This window comes from Kitasatospora sp. NPDC004615, assembly GCF_042873545.1.
GTDB lineage: Bacteria > Actinomycetota > Actinomycetes > Streptomycetales > Streptomycetaceae > Kitasatospora.
This window is the reverse complement of sequence record NZ_JBIALQ010000003.1, coordinates 347,756-370,023: the sequence shown is the minus strand read 5'-3', so window position 1 is coordinate 370,023 and position 22,268 is coordinate 347,756. Positions and strand designations below refer to the sequence as shown.

Below are 22,268 nucleotides of genomic sequence, written 5' to 3'. Positions count from 1 at the left end.
CCGTAATGTCCGGGTGTGTGAGTCTGGTGGGAAGCTGTTCCGCCTCCGTCCGCACCTCGGTGCGGACGGCCGTCGGGAGGACCTGCTTTCGATGCTCGCTCGCCGCCGCCTCGTGCCCCCGGCCCCGCGCCGCACCCCCACCGCCCGCCCCGGCGTGCTGCTCCGCAGAGCGGCGCTGACCGGTCTGGCGCTGCCGCTGCTGCTGGCCGCTCCCGTCTTCGCCGTCGATCCGGCGGCCGATGCCCGTGATGCCCGCGAGCAGACCCAGGCGCGGCTGGACGCCGCGAGGGAGCAGGCGCAGGCGGAGTTCGACGCCGCGCGCGGGCAGGCGGCGGAGCGGATCGCCCGGGCCGTCGCGGCCGGGCAGTCCGTGCGGCCGGCGGCGCCGACCGACGGCGCGATATCCGCGACCGCCCCGTCGGCCCCGGCCGTCCCCGTGCCGGTTCCGGTCCCGGTGCCGGTGCCCGCCGTCCCGAGCGCGACCCGGATCGCCGCCTCGCCGAGCCCCGCTCCGAGCCGCACCCCCGTCCCCGTTGGACCGGCCGCGCCGTCCCGCACACCGATGCCCGCCGCGGCGCCGTCCGCCGCCGCAGAGCCGTCGCCGTCTGCGGAACCTTCGGCCGAGCCCCCGTCGCCGTCGCGCGAGGAGCCTCCCGGTGCCCTGACGAGCAGCCCGGAGCCGGGCCGGCCCGGGTGGGCGCACCACCACCGGCCGGTGATGCCCCCGGCCCCGGCCCCGGCCCCGGTCCCGGCCCACGCCCCGGCTTCGACCCCGTCCAAGGCTGCGACCCAAGCCCCGGGCCGAGCCCCGACCCAAGCCCCGGTCCAGGCCCCGACCCCTGCCGCGAAGCAGCCAGACCCGTCGACGGACCCGCCGGGCGGGGACGGTGGGCAGCAGGCCGCCCCCGGGGCGGGTGCGCAGGGCGGGGCGGACGGGGCCGGGGGGCGCGATGAGGACGTGCTCGAGCCCCCGGCGGAGCCGGGCGCCGGGGCGGGCGCGGACGGTTCGGTGGTCGCGGGCGGGGCGCCGCCGGTGGGCCCGGTGGTGCCGGTGGGGCCGCTCGGGTCGGGGGATCAGTCCGCGAATCAGCTGCCGCTGGGCGTCGGACTGGGCATGATCGGACTGGGCCTCGGCCTGGTCGGAATGAAGCTGCGCCGGCGGTGATGCCGTGCGACGCGGGTAGCCGCCGGGTGGGACGATCCGGATACCAGGCGCGTTGACCTCCGCGGTGGACGAAGCATATGAAGGAGCTATGACCAACCCGATGAACGAGCGGTCGCAGCAGGAGCCTCACCAGGCGTCGAGCGGGAAGTCCGAGGACAGTCCGAAGGTGCTGATCGTCGGACCGGACGGCATGGCGGTGGGCACCGCGCCGGTCGGCGGGCTCGGCCGGAGCGACGACGACGACGAGCCGCGTGAGCTGCCGGTGACCGAGATGGTCGAGCAGCCGGCGAAGGTGATGCGGATCGGCAGCATGATCAAGCAGTTGCTGGAGGAGGTGCGGGCGGCGCCTCTGGACGAGGCGAGCCGGGCCCGGCTGAAGGACATTCACGCCAGCTCGATCAAGGAGCTGGAGCTGGGCCTGGCGCCGGAGTTGGTCGAGGAGCTGGAGCGGCTGTCGCTGCCGTTCGCCGACGACGTCATCCCGACCGAGGCCGAACTGCGCATCGCCCAGGCGCAGTTGGTGGGCTGGTTGGAGGGCCTGTTCCACGGCATCCAGACCGCGTTGTTCGCCCAGCAGATGGCTGCGCGGGCGCAGCTGGAGCAGATGCGGCGGGCGCTTCCGCCGGGACTGCACGGTGCGGAGGGGGACTTGGACGAGCCGGTCCCCGGCCGCGGTATGCGTTCCGGCCCCTACCTGTAGCGGTCTCGGGGGCCGCGCTGCGGCGCGGCCCCGAACCGCTACCCTGGCCCCTGTCCGGAAGTACGGCGCGCCGAGGGGGAGCTGGGACCATGACTGAGGGCACCACCGAGGGCCACTCGCTCGGCCACGGCCGGTATGTGCTGCAGCGGTTGCTCGGGCAGGGCGGCATGGCGGCCGTTCATCTGGCGTACGACACGGTGCTGGACCGTCAGGTCGCGGTGAAGACGCTGCACACCGAGCTGGGCCGGGAGGCCTCGTTCAAGGAGCGGTTCCGGCGCGAGGCGCAGGCGGTGGCCCGGCTTCAGCACACCAACATCGTCTCGGTGTTCGACTCCGGTGAGGACGTCGGTCCGGACGGGACGGCGACGCCGTACATCGTCATGGAGTTCGTCGAGGGCCGTTCGCTGAAGGACGTGCTGGACGAGCAGGTGACCACCCGCGGCGCGATGCCGACCGAGCAGGCGCTGAAGATCACCGCGGCGGTGCTGTCGGCGCTGGAGGCCTCGCACGACCAGGGGCTGGTGCACCGCGACATCAAGCCGGCGAACGTGATGGTGTCCACCAAGGGCGTCGTCAAGGTGATGGACTTCGGCATCGCGCGCGCCCTGCAGTCCGGGGTGACGTCGATGACGCAGACCGGCATGGTGGTCGGTACCCCGCAGTACCTGTCGCCGGAGCAGGCGCTCGGCAAGAGCGTGGACGCCCGGTCCGACCTGTACTCGGTGGGCTGCATGCTGTTCGAGCTGCTCAGCGGGCAGCTGCCGTTCGACGGCGATTCGGCGTTCTCGATCGCGTACAAGCACGTGCAGGAGACCCCGCCGGCGCCGTCCACGCTGAACGGGGCGGTCACGCCCGCGGTGGACGGGCTGGTGGCGCAGGCGCTGCGCAAGGACCCGGCGCACCGGTTCCCGTCGGCGGAGGCGATGCGCGAGGAGGTCGAGCGGGTCGCGGCGGGGGAGCAGGGCGGTACGCCGTTGCAGGCGTCGACTCCGCTGGTGATCGGCGAGGGGCCGCGGTCGGTGCATGCCGCGCCGTCGCTGACCAACTTCCCGCCGGTGAACGGTGGCACTCCGCCGCCGCAGCCGTACCAGCCGGTGCCCGGGCCGCAGACGCCGCCGCCGTACGGGCAGACGCCGCAGCCGTTCCCGCAGACCCCGCCGCCGTTCCCGCAGGCGCCGCAGACGCCGCAGCCGTTCCCGCAACCGCACTTCCAGCAGGGTTTCCCGCAGACCACGCCGCCGCCGTTCCCGCAACCGATGCCCGGGCCGCCGATGCCGGGTCCGATGATGACGGGGCCAATGACAACGGGGCCGATGGCGTACCCGCCGCCGGCGAACAACAGCAACGGCTGTTCGACCGCGCTGATCGTGGTCGGTGTGATTGTCGGTGTGATCATCCTTGCGATCATCATCGTGTCGATCGCGGCGGCCGGAGCGAGCACCTCGACCTACTGATCCCGGGCCCTGCTCCGTGCTCGAACTCCCCTTCGGAGCGGGCTCGCAGAGTTCGCTGTGAGCCCCGCACCGGCCCTCCCGTGCCACGTCGGCGCGCGCGAGACGGTAGCGTTCTGAGGACGGAACCGACAGGGCGAACGCGCGCCGAGCGAATGCCCGGGGCGAGGAGCGATGGGTCAGAGCGAACGACCGGACGACGGCCGGGCGGACCAGCGGGACGTTCCGGCGCAGTACGCGCGGGACGAGGACGACGGCCGGGCCGCCGAGATCACCGGACCGACCGAGGCACTGCCGGTCGGGTCGGCCACCTCCGGGCGGGGCGGCGCGCTTCCCCTCTCCACCGTCGGTGACGGCCGCTACCGGCTGACCGGCCGGCTGGGCCGCGGCGGCATGGCCGAGGTGCTCGCCGCCCAGGACCTCCGGCTGGGTCGCACCGTGGCGGTCAAGCTGCTGCGCTCCGAACTCGCCGAGGACGACACCGCCCGGCTGCGCTTCACCCGTGAGGCACACTCGGTGGCCGCGCTCAACCACCACTCGATCGTGGCGGTCTACGACACCGGCGAGGAGCACCACGGCGGGGAGTCCACCCCGTACATCGTGATGGAGCTGGTCGAGGGCCGCACGGTGCGCGAGCTGCTGGTGGACGAGGAGGCGCCGCCGGTCGACCAGGCGCTGATCATCACCGCCGGAGTGCTGGAGGCGCTGGCGTACAGCCACCAGCACGGGATCGTGCACCGGGACATCAAGCCCGCCAACGTCATCATCACCAACGGCGGCGCCGTCAAGGTGATGGACTTCGGCATCGCCCGCGCGCTGACCGGCGCGGCCACCACCATGACGCAGACCGGCATGGTGATGGGCACCCCGCAGTACCTGTCGCCGGAGCAGGCCCTCGGCAAGGCCGTCGACCACCGCTCCGACCTGTACGCGGCCGGCTGCATGCTGTACGAACTGCTCACCCTGCGGCCGCCGTTCGTCGGCGAGACCCCGCTGTCGGTGGTGTACCAGCACGTCCAGGACGCGCCGGTGCCGCCGTCCCGGGTGAACGACCGGGTGCCGCCGCAGCTGGACGCGCTGGTGCTGCGGGCGCTGGAGAAGAACCCGGACGACCGGTTCCAGAGCGCCGACGAGTTCCGCGCCCACGTGCAGCACGCGCTGCGGCAGCTGCACGGCGCGGCCGCCGGGGGCTACCCGGCGGCCGAGACGGCGGTCCTCGGGGCCGACGGCTGGGACAGCACCCCGCCGGGCGGCTCGTCCGCGCCGACCACGGTGCTCGGCGCCCTCGGCGACCCTGCCACCCGGACCGAGGCGCTGCCGTACCCGATGGCCTCGGGCTACCAGACGCCCGCCCGCGCGTACCCGGCCGTCGGCGGCGGGGACCACGGCGGCGAGGACGTGGAGGAGCGGCGCCGCCGCAACCCGTGGGGCCTGGTACTGGGCGCGGTCGCCCTGGTGCTGGCCGCCACCATCGGGGTGGCGCTGGCGCTGACCGCGAACGGGGGCAACCATAAGTCCACAGACCAGGACTCGAAGACGCCGGTGCACTCCACCAGCACCCCGTCCCCCGGTGAGCAGTCGGAGCACCCCACCAGCGCCCCGCCGACCCGCAGCCAGGGCACCGGCCGCCAGACCGAGCAGCCGAGCTGGTCGCCGTCGGCCAGCGCCTCCGCCTCCGCCAGCGCGTCCGCGTCCGCCTCGGCCAGCCCCTCGCACTCGACGAAGCCGTCGCCCTCGGCGAGTGCGTCCGGCGACAAGAGCTCGCCGCCGGCCAGCCCGAGCTCCAGCGCCCCGCCGGTGCCCAAGCCGAGCACCAGCCCGGGCGCCGGGGCGCAGCTGACGGGCTGAGCGGAGGACGGGGCGCGGCAGGTCAGTTGGCGAACGCGTCCATGACCTGCTCGTAGTCCTGGCACCACCAGGTGAGCTGCCCGGCGGAGGCCGGGAAGAGCGGGTCGGCCCGGTGGTCGCGGCGCTGGTAGTGCCACTGCAGCATCCACAGGTCGTTCAGCCGCTCCCACCAGACCCGGTGGACCGCGGCGGCGACCTGTTCGGCGTCCGCGGCGCCGGTGGCCCGGTAGGCGCGGGCCCAGTGCCGGACCCGGACCAGGTCGAGGACGCCGGTGGTGCGGTCGTTGAACAGCAGCGTGGCGGCCCGTACCGCCTCCTCGGCGACCGGGTGCGGGGCGAGCTTGTCCCAGTCCAGGACGGCGCTGACGGCGTCGCCCCGGTAGAGCAGGTTCAGGCCGTGGAAGTCGCCGTGGGTCCAGCCGGTGGGCGGTGCGGCGGTCGGGCCGGGGCGGCGGTGCCGGTGCGTGGCGAGCAGGTCCAGCCGCTCGGTCAGGCGCTGCTCGGCGAGCCGGTCGAACGGCCCGTAGGGGCGGTGGGCGCGGGCCTGGTCGCGCAGCTCGAGGACGATCCGCTCGGTCTCCTGGACCTCGGCGCTGAGCACCCGGTCCGGCTGCCGCAGGGGGGCGCAGACCTCGTGGAGTGCGCCGTGCAGTGCTCCCAGCAGGGTGCCGAGTTCGCCGCACCGGGCGGGGGCGAGTTCGGTGCCGTGCCGGTGGCTGCCGGGCACCCACGGGTAGAGCGCGAACAGCCGGCCGCCGTACGCGGTGACGGTCCGGCCGTCCCGGTTGGTGAGCGGCGGCGGTACCGGGAGGCCGAGCGCGGCCAGGCCGGCGGTGGCGCGGTGCTGGCGGAGGATCGCGGGCTTGTGGGCGGTGGCCCGGTCGACGTAGCACTTCAGGAAGTATTCGGCGCCGTCGGCGGTCGCGATCCGGTAGCCGCGGTTGAGCAGTCCTTCCGCCACCGGCACCACCGCGCCGGGCGGCGCGGTGCGGTAGGAGCGCAGGACCCCGGCCACGGCGGCGTGCGCCACCGGGGGGCTGAGAGTGCCGATGGGAGGGGCGGTGGCGTCCGGGCGGGCCGGCGCGAGGGAGATGGTCTGACCGTACGTCACGGAGCAGAGCGTATTACTCGGCGTGATAGCGACTTGACACACCGTGTTCGGCGTGATCTCAGTGCTGCGGGTCCGTCCGGCGGCGCGCGACGTACGCGGCGACCTGGGTCCGGCGCTCCATGCCCATCTTCGCCAGCAGGCTGCTGACGTAGTTTTTTACGGTTTTCTCGGCCAGGTGCAGCTCATTGCCGATCTGCCGATTCGTCATCCCCTCGCCGATCAGATCGAGGATGCGGCGCTCCTGTTTCGTCAACTGCGCGATTCGTTCGTCCTCCTTCTCGCCACCGTCGCGCAGCCGGGCCAGCACCCGGCTGGTGGCGACCGGGTCGAGCAGGGATTTGCCGGCCGCGACGTCGCGGACCGCGGAGAGCAGGTCGGTGCCGCGGATCGCTTTCAGGACATATCCGGAGGCCCCCGCCATGATCGAGTCGAACAGCGCCTCGTCGTCGGAGAAGGAGGTGAGCATCAGGCATTTCACCGACGGGTACCGGGAGCGGATCTCCCGGCACACCTCGACCCCGTTTCCGTCGGGAAGTCGGACATCCAGCACCGCCACATCGGGGTGGACCACCGGAATCCGGTTGAGCGCCTCGGCGGCCGTGCCGGCCTCGCCGACCACCTCGATGTCGCCCTCGATCGAGAGGAGCTCGTGCACGCCTCGACGGACCACTTCGTGATCATCGAGGAGAAACGCCCTGATATGTCCGTTATCGGTCATTTGTAAAGCCTCGCACAAATCGATGGGCGTTACCCCCTTTCGCAGCGGGCCGCGCCCGGATACCGTGCGCTGGTGTCCTGACCGGGAGGTTAGCCGTGTCACATCGGCGGTTTCCCCACCGGAGAACAACTAGGACGTCCTAGCGCAAGAGCGCCAAGGGGTGCCGCTGGGTAACGTTCTCGTGAGGGACGCCGTCGGAAAGGGAACACCGCCTGCCCGTACTGCGCGCACACCCACGCGCGCGAGCCGGGAGGGCGACCGGACCGGCCACCTGGCGACCCCGGGCGGCCGGACAGACCGAGGGAGTGAACGTGACCGTCAAAAGCACGGCGAGGGCGCGCAAGAAGGCCGCCCCCGGCGTCCCTGACAAAGCCAGTGCCGGCTCCGCAGCACCGGAGCTCGTCCAGCTGCTCACCCCGGAGGGCGACCGGGTCGAGCACCCGGACTTCCCGCTCACCGTGACACCCGAGGAGCTGCGGGCGCTCTACCGGGACCTGGTACTGGTGCGGCGTTTCGACGCCGAGGCCACCTCACTCCAGCGGCAGGGCGAACTCGGCCTGTGGGCCTCGCTGCTGGGCCAGGAAGCCGCCCAGGTCGGCTCCGGCCGGGCGATGCGTCCCGGCGACTACGCCTTCCCCACCTACCGTGAGCACGGCGTGGCCTGGTGCCGCGACGTCGACCCGCTGAACCTGCTCGGCATGTTCCGCGGCGTGAACAACGGCGGCTGGGACCCGAACGAGAAGAACTTCCACCTCTACACCATCGTGATCGGCGCGCAGACCCTGCACGCCACCGGCTACGCGATGGGCATCACCAAGGACGGCGCGGACGACGCGGTGATCGCCTACTTCGGCGACGGCGCCTCCAGCCAGGGCGACGTCAACGAGGCCTTCACCTTCGCCTCGGTCTACAACTCGCCGGTGGTGTTCTTCTGCCAGAACAACCAGTGGGCGATCTCCGAGCCCACCACCGTGCAGACCCGCATCCCGCTGTACCGCCGCGCCTCCGGCTTCGGCTTCCCCGGCGTCCGGGTCGACGGCAACGACGTGCTGGCCTGCCTCGCGGTCACCCGCTGGGCGCTGGACCACGCCCGTACCGGCCAGGGCCCGGTGCTGGTCGAGGCGTTCACCTACCGGATGGGCGCGCACACCACCTCCGACGACCCGACCCGCTACCGGCAGACCGAGGAGACCGAGTCCTGGAAGGCCAAGGACCCGATCCTGCGGCTGAAGGCCCACCTGGAGAAGGAGGGCCTCGCCGACGAGGCGTTCTTCGCCGAGGTCGAGGCCGAGAGCGAGAAGCTGGGCCTGCGCGTCCGTGAGGGCGTCCGCTCGATGCCGGACCCGGACCCGACCCTGATCTTCGACCACGTCTACACCGAGCAGCACCCGCTGGTGGACGAGGAACGCGCCGAGTACGAGGCGTACGCCGCCTCCTTCGAGGGTGGGGAGCACCACTGATGGCCGGTCAGCTCAGCATTGCCAAGGCGCTCAACGACGCGCTCCGCAAGTCGCTGGAGAGCGACCCGAAGACCGTCCTGATGGGCGAGGACATCGGAAAGCTCGGCGGCGTCTTCCGAATTACCGACGGCCTGCAGAAGGACTTCGGCGACGACCGGGTGATCGACACCCCGCTCGCCGAGTCCGGCATCGTGGGCACCGCCATCGGCCTCGCGCTGCGCGGCTACCGCCCGGTGGTGGAGATCCAGTTCGACGGCTTCGTGTACCCGGCCTTCGACCAGATCGTCTCCCAGCTCGCCAAGATGCACGCCCGCGCGCTCGGCCACGTCAAGATGCCGGTCACCGTCCGCATCCCGTTCGGCGGCGGCATCGGCGCGGTGGAACACCACAGCGAGTCGCACGAGGCGTACTTCGCGCACACCGCCGGCCTGCGGGTGGTCAGCCCGTCCAACGCGCACGACGCGCACTGGATGCTGCGCCAGGCCATCGAGTCGGACGACCCGGTGATCTTCCTGGAGCCCAAGCGCCGCTACTGGGACAAGGGCGAGGTCGGCGAGGACCCGATGCTGCCGCTGCACTCGGCGCGCATCGTCCGGCCCGGCACCGACGCCACGCTGATCGCCTACGGGCCGATGGTGAAGGTCTGCCAGGAGGCCGCGAAGGCCGCCGAGGAGGACGGCCGCCAGCTGGAGGTCGTCGACCTGCGCTCGCTGTCGCCGATCGACTTCCCCACCCTGGAGGAGTCCCTCAAGCGCACCGGCCGCGGCATCGTCGTGCACGAGGCCCCGGTCTTCCTCGGCCTGGGCGCGGAGCTCGCCGCCCGGCTCACCGAGCGCTGCTTCTACCACCTGGAGGCGCCGATCCTGCGGGTCGGCGGCTACCACGCCCCGTACCCGCCGTCGCGGGTCGAGGAGACCTACCTGCCCGACCTCGACCGTGTGCTCGACGCCGTCGACCGCGCGCTCGCGTACTGAGCGGGGAACGAAGATGACCAACGGAACCACCGCGCTCCGCGAGTTCAAGATGCCCGACGTGGGCGAGGGACTCACCGAGGCCGAGATCCTCACCTGGTACGTCAAGCCGGGCGACACCGTCACCGACGGGCAGGTCGTCTGCGAGGTGGAGACCGCCAAGGCCGCGGTCGAGCTGCCGATCCCGTTCACCGGCGTGGTCGAGGCGCTGCACTTCCCGGCGGGCGCCACCGTCGACGTCGGCACCGCGATCATCGCGGTGGCCGTCGCCGGGGCCGCCCCGGCCGAGGCCGCTCCCGCTCCGGCCGCCGCTGCCGCGCCCGCCGCGGAGACCGAGCCCGAGCGCCGCGAGGTGCTGGTCGGCTACGGCCCGCGCACCGGTTCGGTGCAGCGCCGGGCCCGCCGCACCAACGGCGCGGCGCCTGCCGCCGCCCCGGCGGCTCCCGTCGCGGCCCCCGCTCCGGTTGCTGCCCCCGCGCCCGTCGCTCCGGCCGCCCCGGTCGCTCCGGCGGTCCTCGTGGCGGAGGGCGAGCGCCCGCTGGCCAAGCCGCCGGTGCGCAAGCTCGCCAAGGACCTCGGCATCGACCTGCGCACCGTGCGGCCCACCGGCCCGAACGGCGTGGTCACCCGCGAGGACGTGCACGCCGCCGCCACCGCCGCCCAGACGGTCGTCGAGCCGGCCGCCGCGCCGGTGACCGAGTCGGTCGCCGAGCAGGCTGGGCTTCCGGTGACTCCGGTGGCCGGCGCCGCCGGGGACGTCCGGGTCCCGGTCAAGGGCGTCCGCAAGGCCACCGCGCAGGCGATGGTGGCCTCGGCGTTCACCGCGCCGCACGTCACCGAGTTCGTCCAGGTCGACGTGACCCGGACGATGAAGCTGGTGCGCAAGCTCAAGGAGAGCGGCGAACTCGGCGCCGGGGTGCGGGTCAGCCCGCTGCTGCTGGTCGCCAAGGCGCTGCTCACCGCGATCAAGCGGCACCCGGAGATCAACGCCAGCTGGGACGAGGCCGCCCAGGAGATCGTGATCAGGGGCGCGGTGAACCTCGGCATCGCCGCGGCCACCCCGCGCGGGCTGATCGTCCCGAACATCAAGGACGCCGGCGCCAAGACCCTCTCCCAGCTGGCCGTCTCGCTCGGCGAGCTGGTGGAGACCGCGCGGCAGGGCAAGACCTCCCCGGCGGACATGTCCGGCGGCAGCGTCACCATCACCAACGTCGGCGTGTTCGGCGTCGACACCGGCACCCCGATCCTCAACCCCGGCGAGGCCGCCATCCTGGCCTTCGGCGCGGTGCGGGATCTGCCGTGGGTGCACAAGGGCAAGGTGGTGCCGCGCCAGGTCACCACGCTGGCGCTGTCCTTCGACCACCGGATGGTGGACGGCGAGCTCGGCTCCAAGGTGCTGGCGGACGTCGCCGCGATCCTGGAGTACCCGAAGCGCCTGATCACCTGGGGCTGATCCGCCCCGGCCGCCGGCCCCGTTCCGTTCGCGGAGCGGGGCCGGCGGTTTTTCAGGGACCCTACCCTCGGGCGGTCCGCCAGGCGGCGTGCGCCAGGGTGTGGAAGGCCTCGGTGCCCGGCCGGTCCAGGCCGAGCGCGGCGGACAGCAGCGCGGCGGTGGCCGGGCGCGGGCCGGCGGTGCCGCGTTCCAGGTCGGACAGCGTGCGGATGCCCAGGCCCGCCTTGACGGCCAGCTCCTGCTGGGTGAGCCGGGCCCCCTGCCGAAGTGTCCGCAGGGCCTGTCCGAATGCCCCGCGTGGGTCCGTGTCCGGCCCGATCTCCATGTCCGTCGCCTTTCCCCCCAGGTGGTTCACGTTCGGCAGGGTATCCCGCCCGGCGGCGGATCGTTCGCGGTTTCCAACTCCGCTGCGGGCATATGGAATTGACTGCTCCGATCGTTCTCGTCCGGTGATTCTCCGGTGATTTTCGAGGCCCTCCCGGGGCGCGCCGTGCATTACGCCGCCCGAGGGAGTTTCGCGCCGCCCGCGCCGGGCCGGGGACCGCGATGGGTACGTCTGTGCGACCAGCCACCCGCGCAGTCAGGCCGGGTGTCGTCGCAGCGAGGATTCCCGCGTATGCCGCCTGGTGCTCCCGGCCCCGTGATGCGTTCCGCGGCCGCTCTGGTGCTGGCCGCCGCCGCCGTGCTGCCCGTCGTGGTGGAGCTGGCCTTACCCTCGCCGTCCACCGTCATAGGCCCGCCGCTGCCGGGCCCGGACCGGGCCGCCCCGCCTGCCGCCCGTCCTGACCTGCGGGCCCCCGGCGCGCCGGCCGTGGACCTGCGGACCTCCGGCGATCCGGCCAACCGGATCACCCTGGTGCTGCTGGGCGACGGCTACACGGAGGCCCAGCTGCAGCTGTTCCACGAGCAGGCGGACCGGGCCTGGCACGCGCTGCTGGACATCGAGCCGTTCCGCACCTACCAGGGGTTGTTCAACATACGGCGGGTGGATGTGGTGTCCCCGGTGTCGGGGATAGCCGAGAGCGAGAGCGCCGGGAAGTCGCCCGTCACCCCGCTGGGCATGCACTTCTGGTGCGAGGGCACCGCCCGCCTGCTGTGCGCGGACGAGGACGCCACCGCCCGCTGGGCCGGGCAGGGCGAGGGCCCGCAGTACCTGATAGCGCTGGCCAACTCGACCGAGTACGGCGGGGCCGGCGGCACCGGGGTGACCACGCTGGCCGGCGGCAGCCCGGACGCCGGGCGGATCATCCAGCACGAGATCGGCCACACCGTCGGCCTGCTGGGCGACGAGTACGACACCGCCCCGAGCGACCCGGACTACCCGAACCTCTCCCCGGTGGACGCCGAGGAGATGGCGCGCGAGAAGGTCAAGTGGTGGCGCTGGCTGGGCGCGGTCTCCCCGGACGGCGGCGGCCCGGTGGGCGCCTTCCGCAGCGCGAACGGGCTGTACCGGCCGACCGAGGACTCGGTGATGCGCACCCTCGGCGGGACGTACAACCTGCCGTCCCGGGAGGCGATCATCGAGCAGCTGTACCGCCGGGTGAAGCCCACCGACGACCCCGAACCGGCCGCCGGGCAGGTGACCGGCCGGCCCAAACTGCACGTGCGGCCGCTGGCCCTGACCGGCCCGCGCCAGTTGCAGATCACCTGGTCGCTGGACGGGAAGCCGGTGGACGCCGGCACCGCGGACGGCACCTGGCTGGACACCGGCGCGCTCGCGCTGACGCCCGGTCACCGGCACACCGTCACCGCGACCGTCCAGGACACCACCGACTGGGTGCGCGACGAGGCGTTCCGCGCCCAGTACATGACCCGGACGGTGAGCTGGACGATCACCGACTGAGCGGAGCCGCGCGGCGGGTTCCCGCCAGGTTCGTACCCTGACCAAAAGGTCAGGTGATGGGATGACTAGCCTGGTTCCACTATGAGCGTGGACCCCGCCCCCACCGCACCGTCCCTGTCCGTACCCGCTCCCCGTCCCGCCACCGACCCCCGAGCGGCCCCCCGGTCCGCGTTCCCGCACCCGCCCGGCGGCCGCGCCGCCTGGTTCGCCTGGTCGGTCGGCGTCAGCGTCTACGTCCTCGCCGTGGTGCACCGCACCAGCCTCGGCGTGGCCGGCCTGGACGCCGCCGCCCGGTTCGGCATCGGCGCCTCCGTCCTGTCCACCTTCTCGATCCTTCAGGTCCTGGTGTACGCCGGGATGCAGATCCCGGTCGGCCTGCTGGTCGACCGGATCGGCCCGCGCCGGGTGCTGCTGCTGGGCGTGGCGCTGATGAGCGCCGGCCAGTTGGCGTTCGCGTTCTCCACCGCGTTCGGGCCCGCGCTGGCCTCCCGCGCGGTGATCGGCTGCGGCGACGCGATGACCTTCATCAGCGTGCTGCGGCTCGCCATCCGCTGGTTCCCGGCCGCCCGCAACCCGTTCGTCGCCCAGCTCACCGGCCTGGCCGGCATGGGCGGCAACCTGTTCACCACCGTGGTGCTCGCGCAGGCCCTGCACACGGCCGGCTGGCGCACCACCTTCGGCGCCATCGCGGTGACCGGCGTGCTGGTCTTCGTCGCCGTGCTGGCCCTGCTGCGGGAGGCTCCGCCCGGGGTGCCCGCGCCGGTGCCGCGGGAGGGCGGCCGGCTGCCGGTCGGGCGGCTGATCCGGGCCGCCTGGTCCGAGCCCGGCACCCGGCTCGGCCTGTGGGTGCACTTCACCACGGCGTTCCCGGCGAACGCGTTCGGCCTGCTGTGGGGGCTGCCCTACCTGGTCGAGGGCCAGGGCATGTCCCGGGCCGGCGCGGGCGGCCTGCTCAGCCTGCTGGTGCTCAGCAGCATGGCGTTCGGCCTGCTGTTCGGCCGGCTGCTCTCCCGCTCGGCCGCGCTGCGGCTGCCCGTCACCTTCACGGTGCTGGGCGCCACGGCGCTCTGCTGGACCGTCACCCTCGCCTGGCCGCACGGCCACCCGCCGCTCTGGCTGCTGGTGGTGCTGGTGCTGGTGATGGGCAGCAACGGCCCGGCCTCGCTGATCGGCCTCGACTACGCCCGCGCGCACAACCCGCCGGAGCGGATGGGCACCGCGTCCGGCATCGCCAACATGGGCGGCTTCATCGGCTCGATGATCACCCTGCTGGGCATCGGCGTCCTGCTGGACGCGCTGGCCGACCCGGGCAGCGACAGCTACGGCGCGCACGCCTACCAGCTGGCGTTCTGCTTCCAGCTGGTGCCGCTGCTGCTCGGGACGGCGATGATCCTGCGGCTGCGGCGCAAGCTGGCCGCAGCCTGAGGGGCCTGTCCGCCCGGCAGGGTCGTACGGGTCAGGGGGTGCTCGTCAGATGGGCGAGCACCCGCATGCCCAGCTCCTGGTCGCCGATCACGTTCACCAGCGCCGTCTCCGCGCGGACCCGGCCGCAGCACAGCCGGACGAAGGTCTGCCAGTCCATCGCCAGCCGCACGTCCGGGGCCGGCTCCACCGACTCGTCCACGGTGCCCCGGCCGTGCGCACCGACCCGTACGGTGCGCTGGAACGGCATCGCGCCCGCCACGTCGAACACCACGGTGCTGCCGATCGGCGCGCCCGCCTCCTTGGCCACCTGCTTCGGCAGCGAGTCGATCAGCAGGTCGCGCGTCACCAGGGCCGCCGGGGAGTCCAGGTTGCCGGGCTCCTGCAGCGCCCGGCGCAGGTCCTGCTCGTGCACCCAGACGTCGAAGGCGCGCAGCCGCAGCACCGTCGCGTACGGGAGCTCCCGGGCCAGCGGGCCGGCCGGCCAGCGCACCAGGTCCTCCGCGCCGTGGCGGGAGTTGCGCAGCGCCCGGGAGCGGCGGATCACCGTGTACTCCAGCTCGCTGGTGATCTCCACGGCGGTCCAGCAGCGGCGCTTGTCGACCGGCAGCTCCATGTAGCGGGTGAAATCGTTGCGGACGTGCGGCAGGTCGCGCGGCAGCGCGTGGATCGGCCGCGGGTCGCCGAGCATCTCCGACTCGACGCCGATGATGTGCGACACCACGTCGCGCACCGACCAGCCCGGGCACTCGGTGGCCCGGTTCCACGCGTCGGTCGGCAACGGGGCGAGCAGCTCGGATATGGACTCGATCGACTGCGTCCACGCATCGGTGTACGCCTGCACGGTCTGGTTGTCCGTCACGGGTATCTCCGGCCCCTCCGTCGGCTTGCGTCGTCCCACGTCGCCCGGGCTGCCGAGACCTCCGCACGGACGCGCATACGGCACGTTACGCTGCCGGGTGAGAGCAGGGCAGCGCTTTCGGGTGACGATCGTAGGACTCTTGTCGTGGACGGTGGTACTGTGCGCGCTTCATTGATCCAACTCGCGGTCTCGGACGCCGAGCCGGCCGCCGAGCGGCGGGCCAGGGCCGCGGCGCTGGTCCGCGCCCAGGACGGCGCCGACCTGGTCGTGCTGCCCGAGTTGTGGCCGGTCGGCGGCTTCGCCTACGACGCCTGGTCGGACGGCGCCGAACCGCTCGACGGGCCCACCGCCGACACGATGTCCGCCGCCGCCCGGGCGGTCGGCTGCTGGCTGCACGCAGGCTCGATCGTCGAACGCGACCCCGACGGGCCGATCTACAACACCTCGCTGCTGTTCGCCCCCGACGGCGAACTGGTCCGCACCTACCGCAAGATCCACCGCTTCGGCTTCGACGCCGGCGAGGCCGTCGTGATGGGCGCCGGCCAGGAGATCGTCACTGCGGACGCCGGCTTCGCCACCCTGGGCCTGGCCACCTGCTACGACCTGCGCTTCCCCGAACTGTTCCGGGCGCTGCTGGACGCCGACGCCGAACTGCTGGTGATCCCCGCCGCCTGGCCCGCCCGGCGTGCCGAGCACTGGAACCTGCTGGCCCGCGCCCGCGCCGTCGAGGAACAGGCCTACGTGCTGGCCTGCAACACCGCCGGCACCCACGGCGGCGTCGAACAGGCCGGCCGCAGCCTGGTCGTCGACCCGTGGGGCCGGGTGCTCGCCGAGGCCGGACCGGACGAGCAGGTGCTCACCGTCGAATTCGACCCCGCCGAAGTCGCCAGGAGCCGCGCCGAGTTCCCCGTCCACCGGGACCGGCTGCTCGGAATCCCGGCACCCGTACAACGCTGACATTTCGCCGCACATCGCCGTACCTTGGTCCGGATTGACCATTCCGGGGTAATCTGTGCCCGTTTTGGGGAGCTGGGCCCGGCCGCGATCGGCACGGCCCGGATAGGGGGGAGCGGCGATGAACGCTGCGGGAGCCGGGAGCGGCCGCGCCCTGATCCGGCGCAACAGTCTCCGCGAACAGATCGCCGACGCCCTGCGCGACGAGATGATGTGCGGCCGGCTGCCCGCCGGCCGTAACTTCACCGTCAAGGAGATCGCCGAAATCTACGGCGTCTCCGCCACCCCCGCCCGGGAAGCCCTGGTCGACCTCTCCGCCCAGGGAATGCTGGTCAGCGAACCCCACCGCGGCTTCACCGTCCCCGAGTTCGACTGGGACGACTACCTGGAGATCTTCGAAGCCCGGGCGCTGCTCACCGACAACGCGCTGCGCCACCTCGGCAACCGGGAACACCCCTACGACTGGACCCGGACCGTCTCGCTGCGCCGCCGCGCCGACGCCGCCACCCGCGCCGCCCGGGCCGGCCACCTCGACGTCCTGGTCGGCTGCGACCTGCGGTTCTGGCAGGAGGCCGCGGCCATCCTGTGCAACGAGCGGATCGCCGACTACCTCGGCTGGCTGCGCGTCCAGTCCTGGATGTTCGCCGCTCCCCACCTGCGTGCCGCCGGCGAACTGGCCGGCGTCTGCTGGGACCGGCACGGCGACCTCGTCGACCGGATCGAGGACCGCGACCACGACGGCGCCCGACGGCTCGTCAACCACTACAACCTGTTCACCATCGAACTGCTCGCCAGGCTGCTCGACCGGACCCTCGACGGTGTCTCCGTCATGCGACTGCTGCGCGAACCGGCCCCGGCCGACGCGCCGTCAGCCGCCCCCGAGAAGGGCGAGGACGCCCCCCAACCGCCCCACGGCGCCGTCGTATTGGGCCGGGTCCCACTGCCCCGGGTCGTCCCGCCCGGCCGGTTCACCCGGTCCTTCCGCCCGGGGCGCGGCGAGCCCGCCACGGGCCGGTAGGGTTGGGGCCCATTGCCCCGCCACCGAGAGGATGAGCCGGCCCATGGCCTGCGACCTCTGGCTCGTCCCGCTCGTGGACGTGCTCACGTACAGCCCCGAAAACCCCTTCCGGGACGACCTCGACCGCTACAACGGAGTGCTGGCCCAGCACGGGCTGCCGCCCGTCCCGGTCAACCCCTACGTACCGGGCTTCTCCGGAGACGTCGAGACGATAGCCGCGTTCGACTACGACTCGCTCCACTTCCTGCGCCGCGCCTACCTGCTGGGGCTCACCGGCTTCGAGGTGGCGCCGGTGGACGCACTCGGCAGCGACTACGAACAGCTCCTGGAGATGTTCGAGGCCACCGCCGAACAGTCGCACCTGGTCTGGCACTTCGACCACGCCGGGGCATACGTCCCGGTGGACTTCGCCGTCCCGCTGGTCGCCGACGAACTCCTCGCCGCAGGCGGCCCGTTGGGCTCCTCGTACGGCCTGCTCCGCGAACTCCAGGCCGTCGCCCCCCTGCTGGGCATCGACCCGCTCAACCCCCCGGCCCCCACCCGCCCCCTGGGCCCCACCCAACTGGAACAGCCCTTCGGCCCCCCGATCGACGACTTCCAGCACCCCTTCGCAAGGGAGCGCCACGCCTGGGCCGGCCTGTACTCGGCGGCGGCCCGCAGCGTCTCCCAGTCCTCGATGATCGTCTTCGCCTGAGAGGGAGCCACCAGGGGCGCGAGGAACTGCGCGAAGGGGAACGCACACGACCGCAAGATCGCGCCGCAGGACAATGACTTGCACGTGCGTGCGACCTTGCGGATCGGCCCGCGCTTGTCGCGAAGGTCAGCGCAGGGGCCCCTCCGGGGGACGCTGTCGCGGCATGGTGGGCCTGGTGCCCGGCGGCGGCAGGACGCGGACCTGTGCGCCGGTGCCAACCTCGTTGCGGCCGCCCCAGCTGCCCGGGGTCTGGGTGGGCAGCTGGGTCATGCCGGCGCGGAATTCGAGCATCCACTCGGAGGTCTCGGTGCGGACCATCTCGGAGACGTCCTCGCAGAAGCGCCGCAGCACGCCGAGGCAGCGTTCGGCGGCCTCGCCGGCGGTGCCTTCGGTGGGGCCGAGGACTTCCCGGACGCATTCCGAGGCCCAGTCGAACTGGAAGGCTTCCAGGCGGCGCTGGAGTGCCTGCGAGGTGGAGACGTCGCGCATCCAGCCGGAGGTGAGTCCGAACGCGCGGTCGGCGGCCAGCGAGGCGGCGGCGAGCGCGAGGCCGACGTAGCCCCATTCGAGGGCGTGCGGGAGGACGCCGGTGAGGGAGACGATCGGGGCGGTGACGCCGGCGACGGTGAACAGGCCGGCGGCCTTGCGGAGCAGCCTGGCCCAGCGGCGCTTCCAGACCCGGTCGCGGCGGTACCACTCGATGGCCTCGACGGCGCGTTCTTCCGACCAGCGGTAGAGCTCTTCGAGGCGTTCGGCCGGTTCGCCCCAGTCGCCGAGCGGGAATTGACGGGCGCTCAGGTCGGTGCGGCGGCGGGTGGGGATCCGTCCGCCGGAGCCGGGGGCGCTCTGGTCGTCGTCGGCGACCTCTTTGCCCCAAGGACTCTCCTCGGGCTGCATTTCCGGCTGGCTCACCTGTGGCGCTCCCTGTGGCGGGGTGACTGCGGAGGCCCGGCGGGTACCGGGACTGACGGTTCGGAATATCGAAGTGGCGTGGACATCGGGTTTTCGGCGCGGACCTCGAGTTCGGCGGAGCCGCCCATGGTGCCGTGCCCGGTCTGCGGCCGGGTTCTTGTCCAACAGCACTTCTTACCGCCAAATGGCTGACCGTGTGGGCGCTTCCGCAGTGATCGTTATGTGATTTCACCTCCGGAAGCCGAGGTCGGAGGGTTGTGCTGCCCGGCCGGATTTCACCCGTCCGAGCGAGGTGAACGGGGGCGGTCGGTGTGACTGCGCGGTTGTTCGAACAGGCCAGCTGCTTTTGGTGGGCGGGCACACCGGATTCGGGGCCGCGGACGGTGCCGCCGACGGTGCGGAACCGGCCACCGACTAGGCTCTCGACTCGTGAAGGTCCTCGTCATCGGCGGCGGCGCCCGCGAACACGCCCTGTGCCGCTCCCTGTCCCAAGATCCCGCCGTCACCGAGCTGCACTGTGCCCCGGGCAACGCCGGGATCGCGCGGGTGGCCACCCTGCACCCGGTCGACCAGCTGGACGGCGCCGCGGTCACCGCGCTGGCCCGTGAGCTGGGCGCCGACCTGGTGGTGGTCGGCCCGGAGGCTCCGCTGGTGGCCGGTGTCGCCGACCCGCTGCGGGCGGCCGGCATCCCGGTGTTCGGCCCGAGTGCCGAGGCCGCGCAGCTGGAAGGCTCCAAGGCCTTCGCGAAGGACGTGATGGCCGGGGCCGGCGTCCCGACCGCGCGGTCCTACGTGTGCACCACCGAGCAGGAGGCCGCCGAGGCGCTGGACGCGTTCGGCGCCCCGTACGTGGTGAAGGACGACGGCCTGGCGGCCGGCAAGGGCGTCGTGGTCACCGAGGACCGCGCCGCCGCGCTGGAGCACGCCAAGGGCTGCGACCGCGTGGTGATCGAGGAGTACCTGGACGGCCCGGAGGTGTCGCTGTTCGCGATCACCGACGGCACCACGGTGCTGCCGCTGGTGCCCGCGCAGGACTTCAAGCGCGCGCTGGACGGCGACCAGGGTCCCAACACCGGTGGCATGGGCGCCTACACCCCGCTGCCGTGGGCCCCCGAGGGCCTGGTCGAGGAGGTGCTGGAGACGGTTCTCCAGCCGACCGTCGACGAACTGCGCCGCCGCGGCACCCCGTTCTCCGGTCTGCTGTACGCGGGCCTGGCGCTGACCTCGCGCGGCACCCGGGTGATCGAGTTCAACGCCCGCTTCGGCGACCCGGAGACCCAGGTCGTGCTGGCCCGGCTGCGCACCCCGCTGGCCGGTGTGCTGCTCGCCGCCGCCAACGGCACGCTGGCCGGGCTGGAGCCGCTGCGCTGGGACGAGGACGCCGCGGTCACCGTGGTGCTGGCGTCCGAGGGCTACCCGGCGAACCCGCGCACCGGTGACCCGATCGAGGGCCTGGACGAGGCGGAGGCCGACGGCACCGCGTTCGTGCTGCACGCCGGTACCAAGAGCGGCCCGGACGGCGAGGTGCTCACCGCGGGCGGCCGGGTGCTGTCCGTCACCGCCACCGGCGCGGACCTCGCCGAGGCCCGGGCCAAGGCGTACGCGGGCCTGGCGAAGATCTCCTTCAAGGGCGCCCAGCACCGCACCGACATCGCGGCCGAGGCCGCGCGGTAAGTAGGGAGTACCCGCGGGGCGCTGCGCCCGGACCGACCCGTCCGGACGCAGCGCCCCGCGGCGTTTCCCGGGATCGGGGCGGAGCGGGCCGCACGCCGAAAAAGCAGTCCTTCGGGTGATCTGTTGGTCATCCCGCTGACGGGGCCGGAGCGAGCGCCGTAGGGTGCGCTGCATCGTGCAGGGGCGGGGGCGCCGGCGCGGGCGCGGCTCGTCGCCATGACGCGCCCGGGGGATGCTGGGAGCGGTGGCGGGTCCCGCCGCGGTGTCACCAGGACGGGTGGTCTCCCGGAAGTTCCGGAACACCCGCCCGTACCGGGGCGTCGAGACTGGCAGGAAAGCGCCACGCGAGTCGTACCACCGGGTTCGGCACCCGCCGCTTCCCGTACCGGAATTGATCGAGTCGAGTCGGCTGCGAAGGGGGTGCCGCGGCGATGGCTGCAGTGGACACCGCACGCGCACGAGCCCGGGCCGTCCTGCGTCTGCGCGGACGGGCCGTGGCCGCCGCCGCGCTGCCCGCCGCCTGCGCGGTGGTGCTGCTGGCCGGGCGGTTCACCGGACGGATAGGCGCCCCCGGGTCGCCGGACGCGCCCCTGTGGGACGGCATCCGCTGGGCGGTCTGCGCGGTCGCCGCGCTGACGCTGCTGCTGGCCGCCATGGTGGCCCGCGCGCACCGCCGGGCCGTCCCCCCGGTCACCCCCGCCGTGCCGCTGACCAGGGCGGACGCGCCGGAGCTCTACCGGCTGATCGAGGAGCTCGCCGACCGGCTGGACGTTCCGGCGCCCGGCGCGATCGCGCTCACCCCCGACTGCGACAGCTGGCTGGAGGAGCCGCACCGGCCCGGCCGGCGGGCCGCGCCCGGCGCGCCGGTGCTGGTGATCGGCTCCCCGTTCCTGTGGTGGATGCGGGCCGGCGAGCTGCGCGCCCTGCTGGCCCCCGTGGTGGCCGGCACCGCGGCCGCCGCCGATCCGGACATCGCCGCCGCCCGCCGCTGGCTGCGCACCCTGGACGCCGCGCTCGGCGACCGGCACCGCGGCCCCGCCGCGCTGGTCGGCCGGGTCGACCGGCACCTGCTGGGCGCCTGCCGCGAGCACTCCGCCGAGCTGGAGCACGCCGTCGCCGCCTGGGCCTCCGAGCAGGCCAAGGCCGTCGACTACGGGCTGCGGATCGCCGCCCAGGAGCAGGTCGGCCTGGCCTACGCGGGCTGGGACCGGCTGCTCACCCGGGTCGCGCTGCCCGCCTGGCGGCTCGGCCGGCACCCCTCGCACCTGAACGCCGGCGTGGTCGCCGCGCTCACCGAGCTCTCCCGCCGCGACCGGCTCGCCGACGGCTACGGGAGCCGGCTCGGCGACCGCCCCGCCTGCGACCTGCTGGAGGAGCCCGGCCTGGTGGACACCCGGGTGTCCCGGCTGGCCGCCGAACTGCTGCACGAGGAGCCGCCCGGCGGCTGGCAGCCGCTGGACTGGGAGGACTACCCGGAGCAGGTGGTCGACCACGGCTGGCGGGAGAGCGCCGCAGCCCTGCAGAGCGCCCTCGGCGACGACCACCCGCACACCGGCCCCGCGCTGGACAAACTGCTCGCCCGGCTGGCGGCCGGGGAGTCCGAGACCCTGGCGGCCGCACTGGCGGGAAGGGTGGCGCGCGCCGCCGAGGTCGCGCCCCCCTTGCCTCCCGTGCGCAGCGGACGCGACCTGCTGGTCGAGCACCTCACCGCCACCGTCTGCTGCGCCGCGGTGGACGCGGGCACCGCGAGCCCGGGCCTGGACTGGCTGGACGGCCCGGTCCTGCTGTCCCGCGCGGCACCGAGAGCCGCTCTGTCCCCGGCGGTGACGGCCGCCGCGGAGGCCGGGCAGGACGGCCCGCTGCGGTCCTGGCTGGAGCGGGCCGGGGTGCGACTGGAGCGACCGGTGCGGCTTTCCGGATGAATTTCCGAAAGATCCCGGAAAACCCGGTTTCGCCGATACAAATTGCTACGGTGTGGTGACACTGCGCCAGCAACCTGTGGTGTGCTGGTC

Annotated in this window: 18 protein-coding genes and 1 pseudogene; 14 read left to right on the top strand and 5 right to left on the bottom strand. The window is 73.4% G+C overall.

The features are described 5' to 3' along the window. Positions 1-91 precede the first annotated feature (91 nt). From ACFYS8_RS12820 to ACFYS8_RS12805, 4 genes and pseudogenes are all read left to right on the top strand, one after another. Complete coding sequence (locus ACFYS8_RS12820; protein WP_387639743.1) at positions 92-1,165, top strand: hypothetical protein; 1,074 nt, start codon at positions 92-94, stop codon at positions 1,163-1,165. 88 nt (positions 1,166-1,253) lie between these two features. Then, positions 1,254-1,865 carry a bacterial proteasome activator family protein gene (locus ACFYS8_RS12815; RefSeq protein WP_387639740.1) on the top strand — a complete coding sequence of 204 codons (612 nt, stop codon included), beginning with the start codon at positions 1,254-1,256 and terminating at the stop codon, positions 1,863-1,865. An 89-nt stretch (positions 1,866-1,954) separates the two neighbouring features. Next, positions 1,955-3,289, top strand: a pseudogene (locus tag ACFYS8_RS12810) (protein kinase); the annotation flags it as partial. A gap of 201 nt (positions 3,290-3,490) precedes the next feature. After that, the gene (locus ACFYS8_RS12805; protein WP_387639737.1) at positions 3,491-5,164 is read left to right on the top strand and encodes a protein kinase; all 1,674 of its coding nucleotides are present in this window, start codon (positions 3,491-3,493) and stop codon (positions 5,162-5,164) included. Positions 5,165-5,186: 22 nt separating this feature from the next. Here ACFYS8_RS12805 and ACFYS8_RS12800 read toward each other — a convergent pair whose 3' ends face one another. After that, positions 5,187-6,275, bottom strand: a complete 1,089-nt coding sequence (locus ACFYS8_RS12800) for a phosphotransferase enzyme family protein (RefSeq protein WP_387639734.1) — start codon at positions 6,273-6,275, stop codon at positions 5,187-5,189. 58 nt (positions 6,276-6,333) lie between these two features. After that, the gene (locus ACFYS8_RS12795) at positions 6,334-6,993 is read right to left on the bottom strand and encodes a response regulator (RefSeq protein ID WP_387640703.1); all 660 of its coding nucleotides are present in this window, start codon (positions 6,991-6,993) and stop codon (positions 6,334-6,336) included. Between the two features lie 311 nt (positions 6,994-7,304). Here ACFYS8_RS12795 and pdhA point away from each other — a divergent pair, with 311 nt between their 5' ends. From pdhA to ACFYS8_RS12780, 3 genes are read left to right on the top strand one after another with little or no spacing between them, the layout of a single operon-like run. Further along, a complete protein-coding gene (gene pdhA / locus ACFYS8_RS12790) occupies positions 7,305-8,453 on the top strand; it encodes a pyruvate dehydrogenase (acetyl-transferring) E1 component subunit alpha (RefSeq protein WP_387639732.1) in 1,149 nt (382 codons plus the stop codon). Further along, positions 8,453-9,427: an alpha-ketoacid dehydrogenase subunit beta gene (locus ACFYS8_RS12785; protein WP_387639730.1), complete on the top strand. Its 975-nt coding sequence runs from the start codon at positions 8,453-8,455 to the stop codon at positions 9,425-9,427. Before pdhA ends, ACFYS8_RS12785 begins: the two co-directional genes overlap by 1 nt. Positions 9,428-9,440: 13 nt before the next feature. Further along, the gene (locus ACFYS8_RS12780; RefSeq protein ID WP_387639727.1) at positions 9,441-10,877 is read left to right on the top strand and encodes a dihydrolipoamide acetyltransferase family protein; all 1,437 of its coding nucleotides are present in this window, start codon (positions 9,441-9,443) and stop codon (positions 10,875-10,877) included. Between the two features lie 61 nt (positions 10,878-10,938). Here the strand turns inward: ACFYS8_RS12780 and ACFYS8_RS12775 are convergent, their stop codons facing one another. After that, positions 10,939-11,232, bottom strand: coding sequence for a helix-turn-helix domain-containing protein (locus ACFYS8_RS12775; RefSeq protein ID WP_387639725.1), 294 nt, complete (start codon positions 11,230-11,232; stop codon positions 10,939-10,941). A 288-nt stretch (positions 11,233-11,520) separates the two neighbouring features. Between ACFYS8_RS12775 and ACFYS8_RS12770 the strand changes: the two genes are divergently transcribed. Together ACFYS8_RS12770 and ACFYS8_RS12765 are read left to right on the top strand one after the other, a co-directional pair. Beyond that, positions 11,521-12,720 (top strand): M64 family metallopeptidase, encoded by a 1,200-nt coding sequence (locus ACFYS8_RS12770; protein WP_387640700.1) that lies wholly within the window; start codon positions 11,521-11,523, stop codon positions 12,718-12,720. 81 nt (positions 12,721-12,801) lie between these two features. Then, positions 12,802-14,145: an MFS transporter gene (locus ACFYS8_RS12765; RefSeq protein WP_387639723.1), complete on the top strand. Its 1,344-nt coding sequence runs from the start codon at positions 12,802-12,804 to the stop codon at positions 14,143-14,145. Positions 14,146-14,176: 31 nt separating this feature from the next. On the opposite strand, the gene ACFYS8_RS12760 is transcribed toward ACFYS8_RS12765, so the two are convergent. Next, a complete protein-coding gene (locus ACFYS8_RS12760; protein ID WP_387639720.1) occupies positions 14,177-15,004 on the bottom strand; it encodes a maleylpyruvate isomerase family mycothiol-dependent enzyme in 828 nt (275 codons plus the stop codon). A gap of 159 nt (positions 15,005-15,163) precedes the next feature. On the opposite strand from ACFYS8_RS12760, the gene ACFYS8_RS12755 reads away from it, so the two are divergent. The 3 genes from ACFYS8_RS12755 (at position 15,164) to ACFYS8_RS12745 (ending at position 17,670) form a co-directional block, all read left to right on the top strand. Beyond that, entirely contained in the window at positions 15,164-15,961 is a 798-nt protein-coding gene (locus ACFYS8_RS12755; protein ID WP_387639717.1) for a carbon-nitrogen family hydrolase, read from the top strand. Positions 15,962-16,079: 118 nt separating this feature from the next. Then, positions 16,080-16,976, top strand: a complete 897-nt coding sequence (locus tag ACFYS8_RS12750; RefSeq protein ID WP_387639714.1) for a GntR family transcriptional regulator — start codon at positions 16,080-16,082, stop codon at positions 16,974-16,976. Between the two features lie 43 nt (positions 16,977-17,019). Continuing rightward, positions 17,020-17,670, top strand: a complete 651-nt coding sequence (locus tag ACFYS8_RS12745; protein ID WP_387639712.1) for a hypothetical protein — start codon at positions 17,020-17,022, stop codon at positions 17,668-17,670. A 126-nt stretch (positions 17,671-17,796) separates the two neighbouring features. On the opposite strand, the gene ACFYS8_RS12740 is transcribed toward ACFYS8_RS12745, so the two are convergent. Continuing rightward, on the bottom strand, positions 17,797-18,582 hold the full coding sequence (locus ACFYS8_RS12740) for an SLATT domain-containing protein (protein ID WP_387639709.1): 786 nt from the start codon (positions 18,580-18,582) through the stop codon (positions 17,797-17,799). Between the two features lie 429 nt (positions 18,583-19,011). Here ACFYS8_RS12740 and purD point away from each other — a divergent pair, with 429 nt between their 5' ends. Continuing rightward, positions 19,012-20,256 carry a phosphoribosylamine--glycine ligase gene (gene purD / locus ACFYS8_RS12735; RefSeq protein ID WP_387639706.1) on the top strand — a complete coding sequence of 415 codons (1,245 nt, stop codon included), beginning with the start codon at positions 19,012-19,014 and terminating at the stop codon, positions 20,254-20,256. 431 nt (positions 20,257-20,687) lie between these two features. Continuing rightward, the gene (locus tag ACFYS8_RS12730) at positions 20,688-22,178 is read left to right on the top strand and encodes a hypothetical protein (RefSeq protein WP_387639703.1); all 1,491 of its coding nucleotides are present in this window, start codon (positions 20,688-20,690) and stop codon (positions 22,176-22,178) included. The last annotated feature ends 90 nt before the right edge of the window (positions 22,179-22,268 follow it).

Bases quoted from the DNA above. Each gene is read 5' to 3' on its own strand.
- ACFYS8_RS12820 (WP_387639743.1), top strand. From the start codon at position 92: ATGCTCGCTCGCCGCCGCCTCGTGCCCCCGGCCCCGCGCCGCACCCCC.
- ACFYS8_RS12815 (WP_387639740.1), top strand. From the start codon at position 1,254: ATGACCAACCCGATGAACGAGCGGTCGCAGCAGGAGCCTCACCAGGCG.
- ACFYS8_RS12805 (WP_387639737.1), top strand. From the start codon at position 3,491: ATGGGTCAGAGCGAACGACCGGACGACGGCCGGGCGGACCAGCGGGAC.
- ACFYS8_RS12795 (WP_387640703.1), bottom strand. From the start codon at position 6,993: ATGACCGATAACGGACATATCAGGGCGTTTCTCCTCGATGATCACGAA.
- ACFYS8_RS12785 (WP_387639730.1), top strand. From the start codon at position 8,453: ATGGCCGGTCAGCTCAGCATTGCCAAGGCGCTCAACGACGCGCTCCGC.
- ACFYS8_RS12780 (WP_387639727.1), top strand. From the start codon at position 9,441: ATGACCAACGGAACCACCGCGCTCCGCGAGTTCAAGATGCCCGACGTG.
- ACFYS8_RS12770 (WP_387640700.1), top strand. From the start codon at position 11,521: ATGCGTTCCGCGGCCGCTCTGGTGCTGGCCGCCGCCGCCGTGCTGCCC.
- ACFYS8_RS12765 (WP_387639723.1), top strand. From the start codon at position 12,802: ATGAGCGTGGACCCCGCCCCCACCGCACCGTCCCTGTCCGTACCCGCT.
- ACFYS8_RS12750 (WP_387639714.1), top strand. From the start codon at position 16,080: ATGAACGCTGCGGGAGCCGGGAGCGGCCGCGCCCTGATCCGGCGCAAC.
- ACFYS8_RS12745 (WP_387639712.1), top strand. From the start codon at position 17,020: ATGGCCTGCGACCTCTGGCTCGTCCCGCTCGTGGACGTGCTCACGTAC.
- ACFYS8_RS12730 (WP_387639703.1), top strand. From the start codon at position 20,688: ATGGCTGCAGTGGACACCGCACGCGCACGAGCCCGGGCCGTCCTGCGT.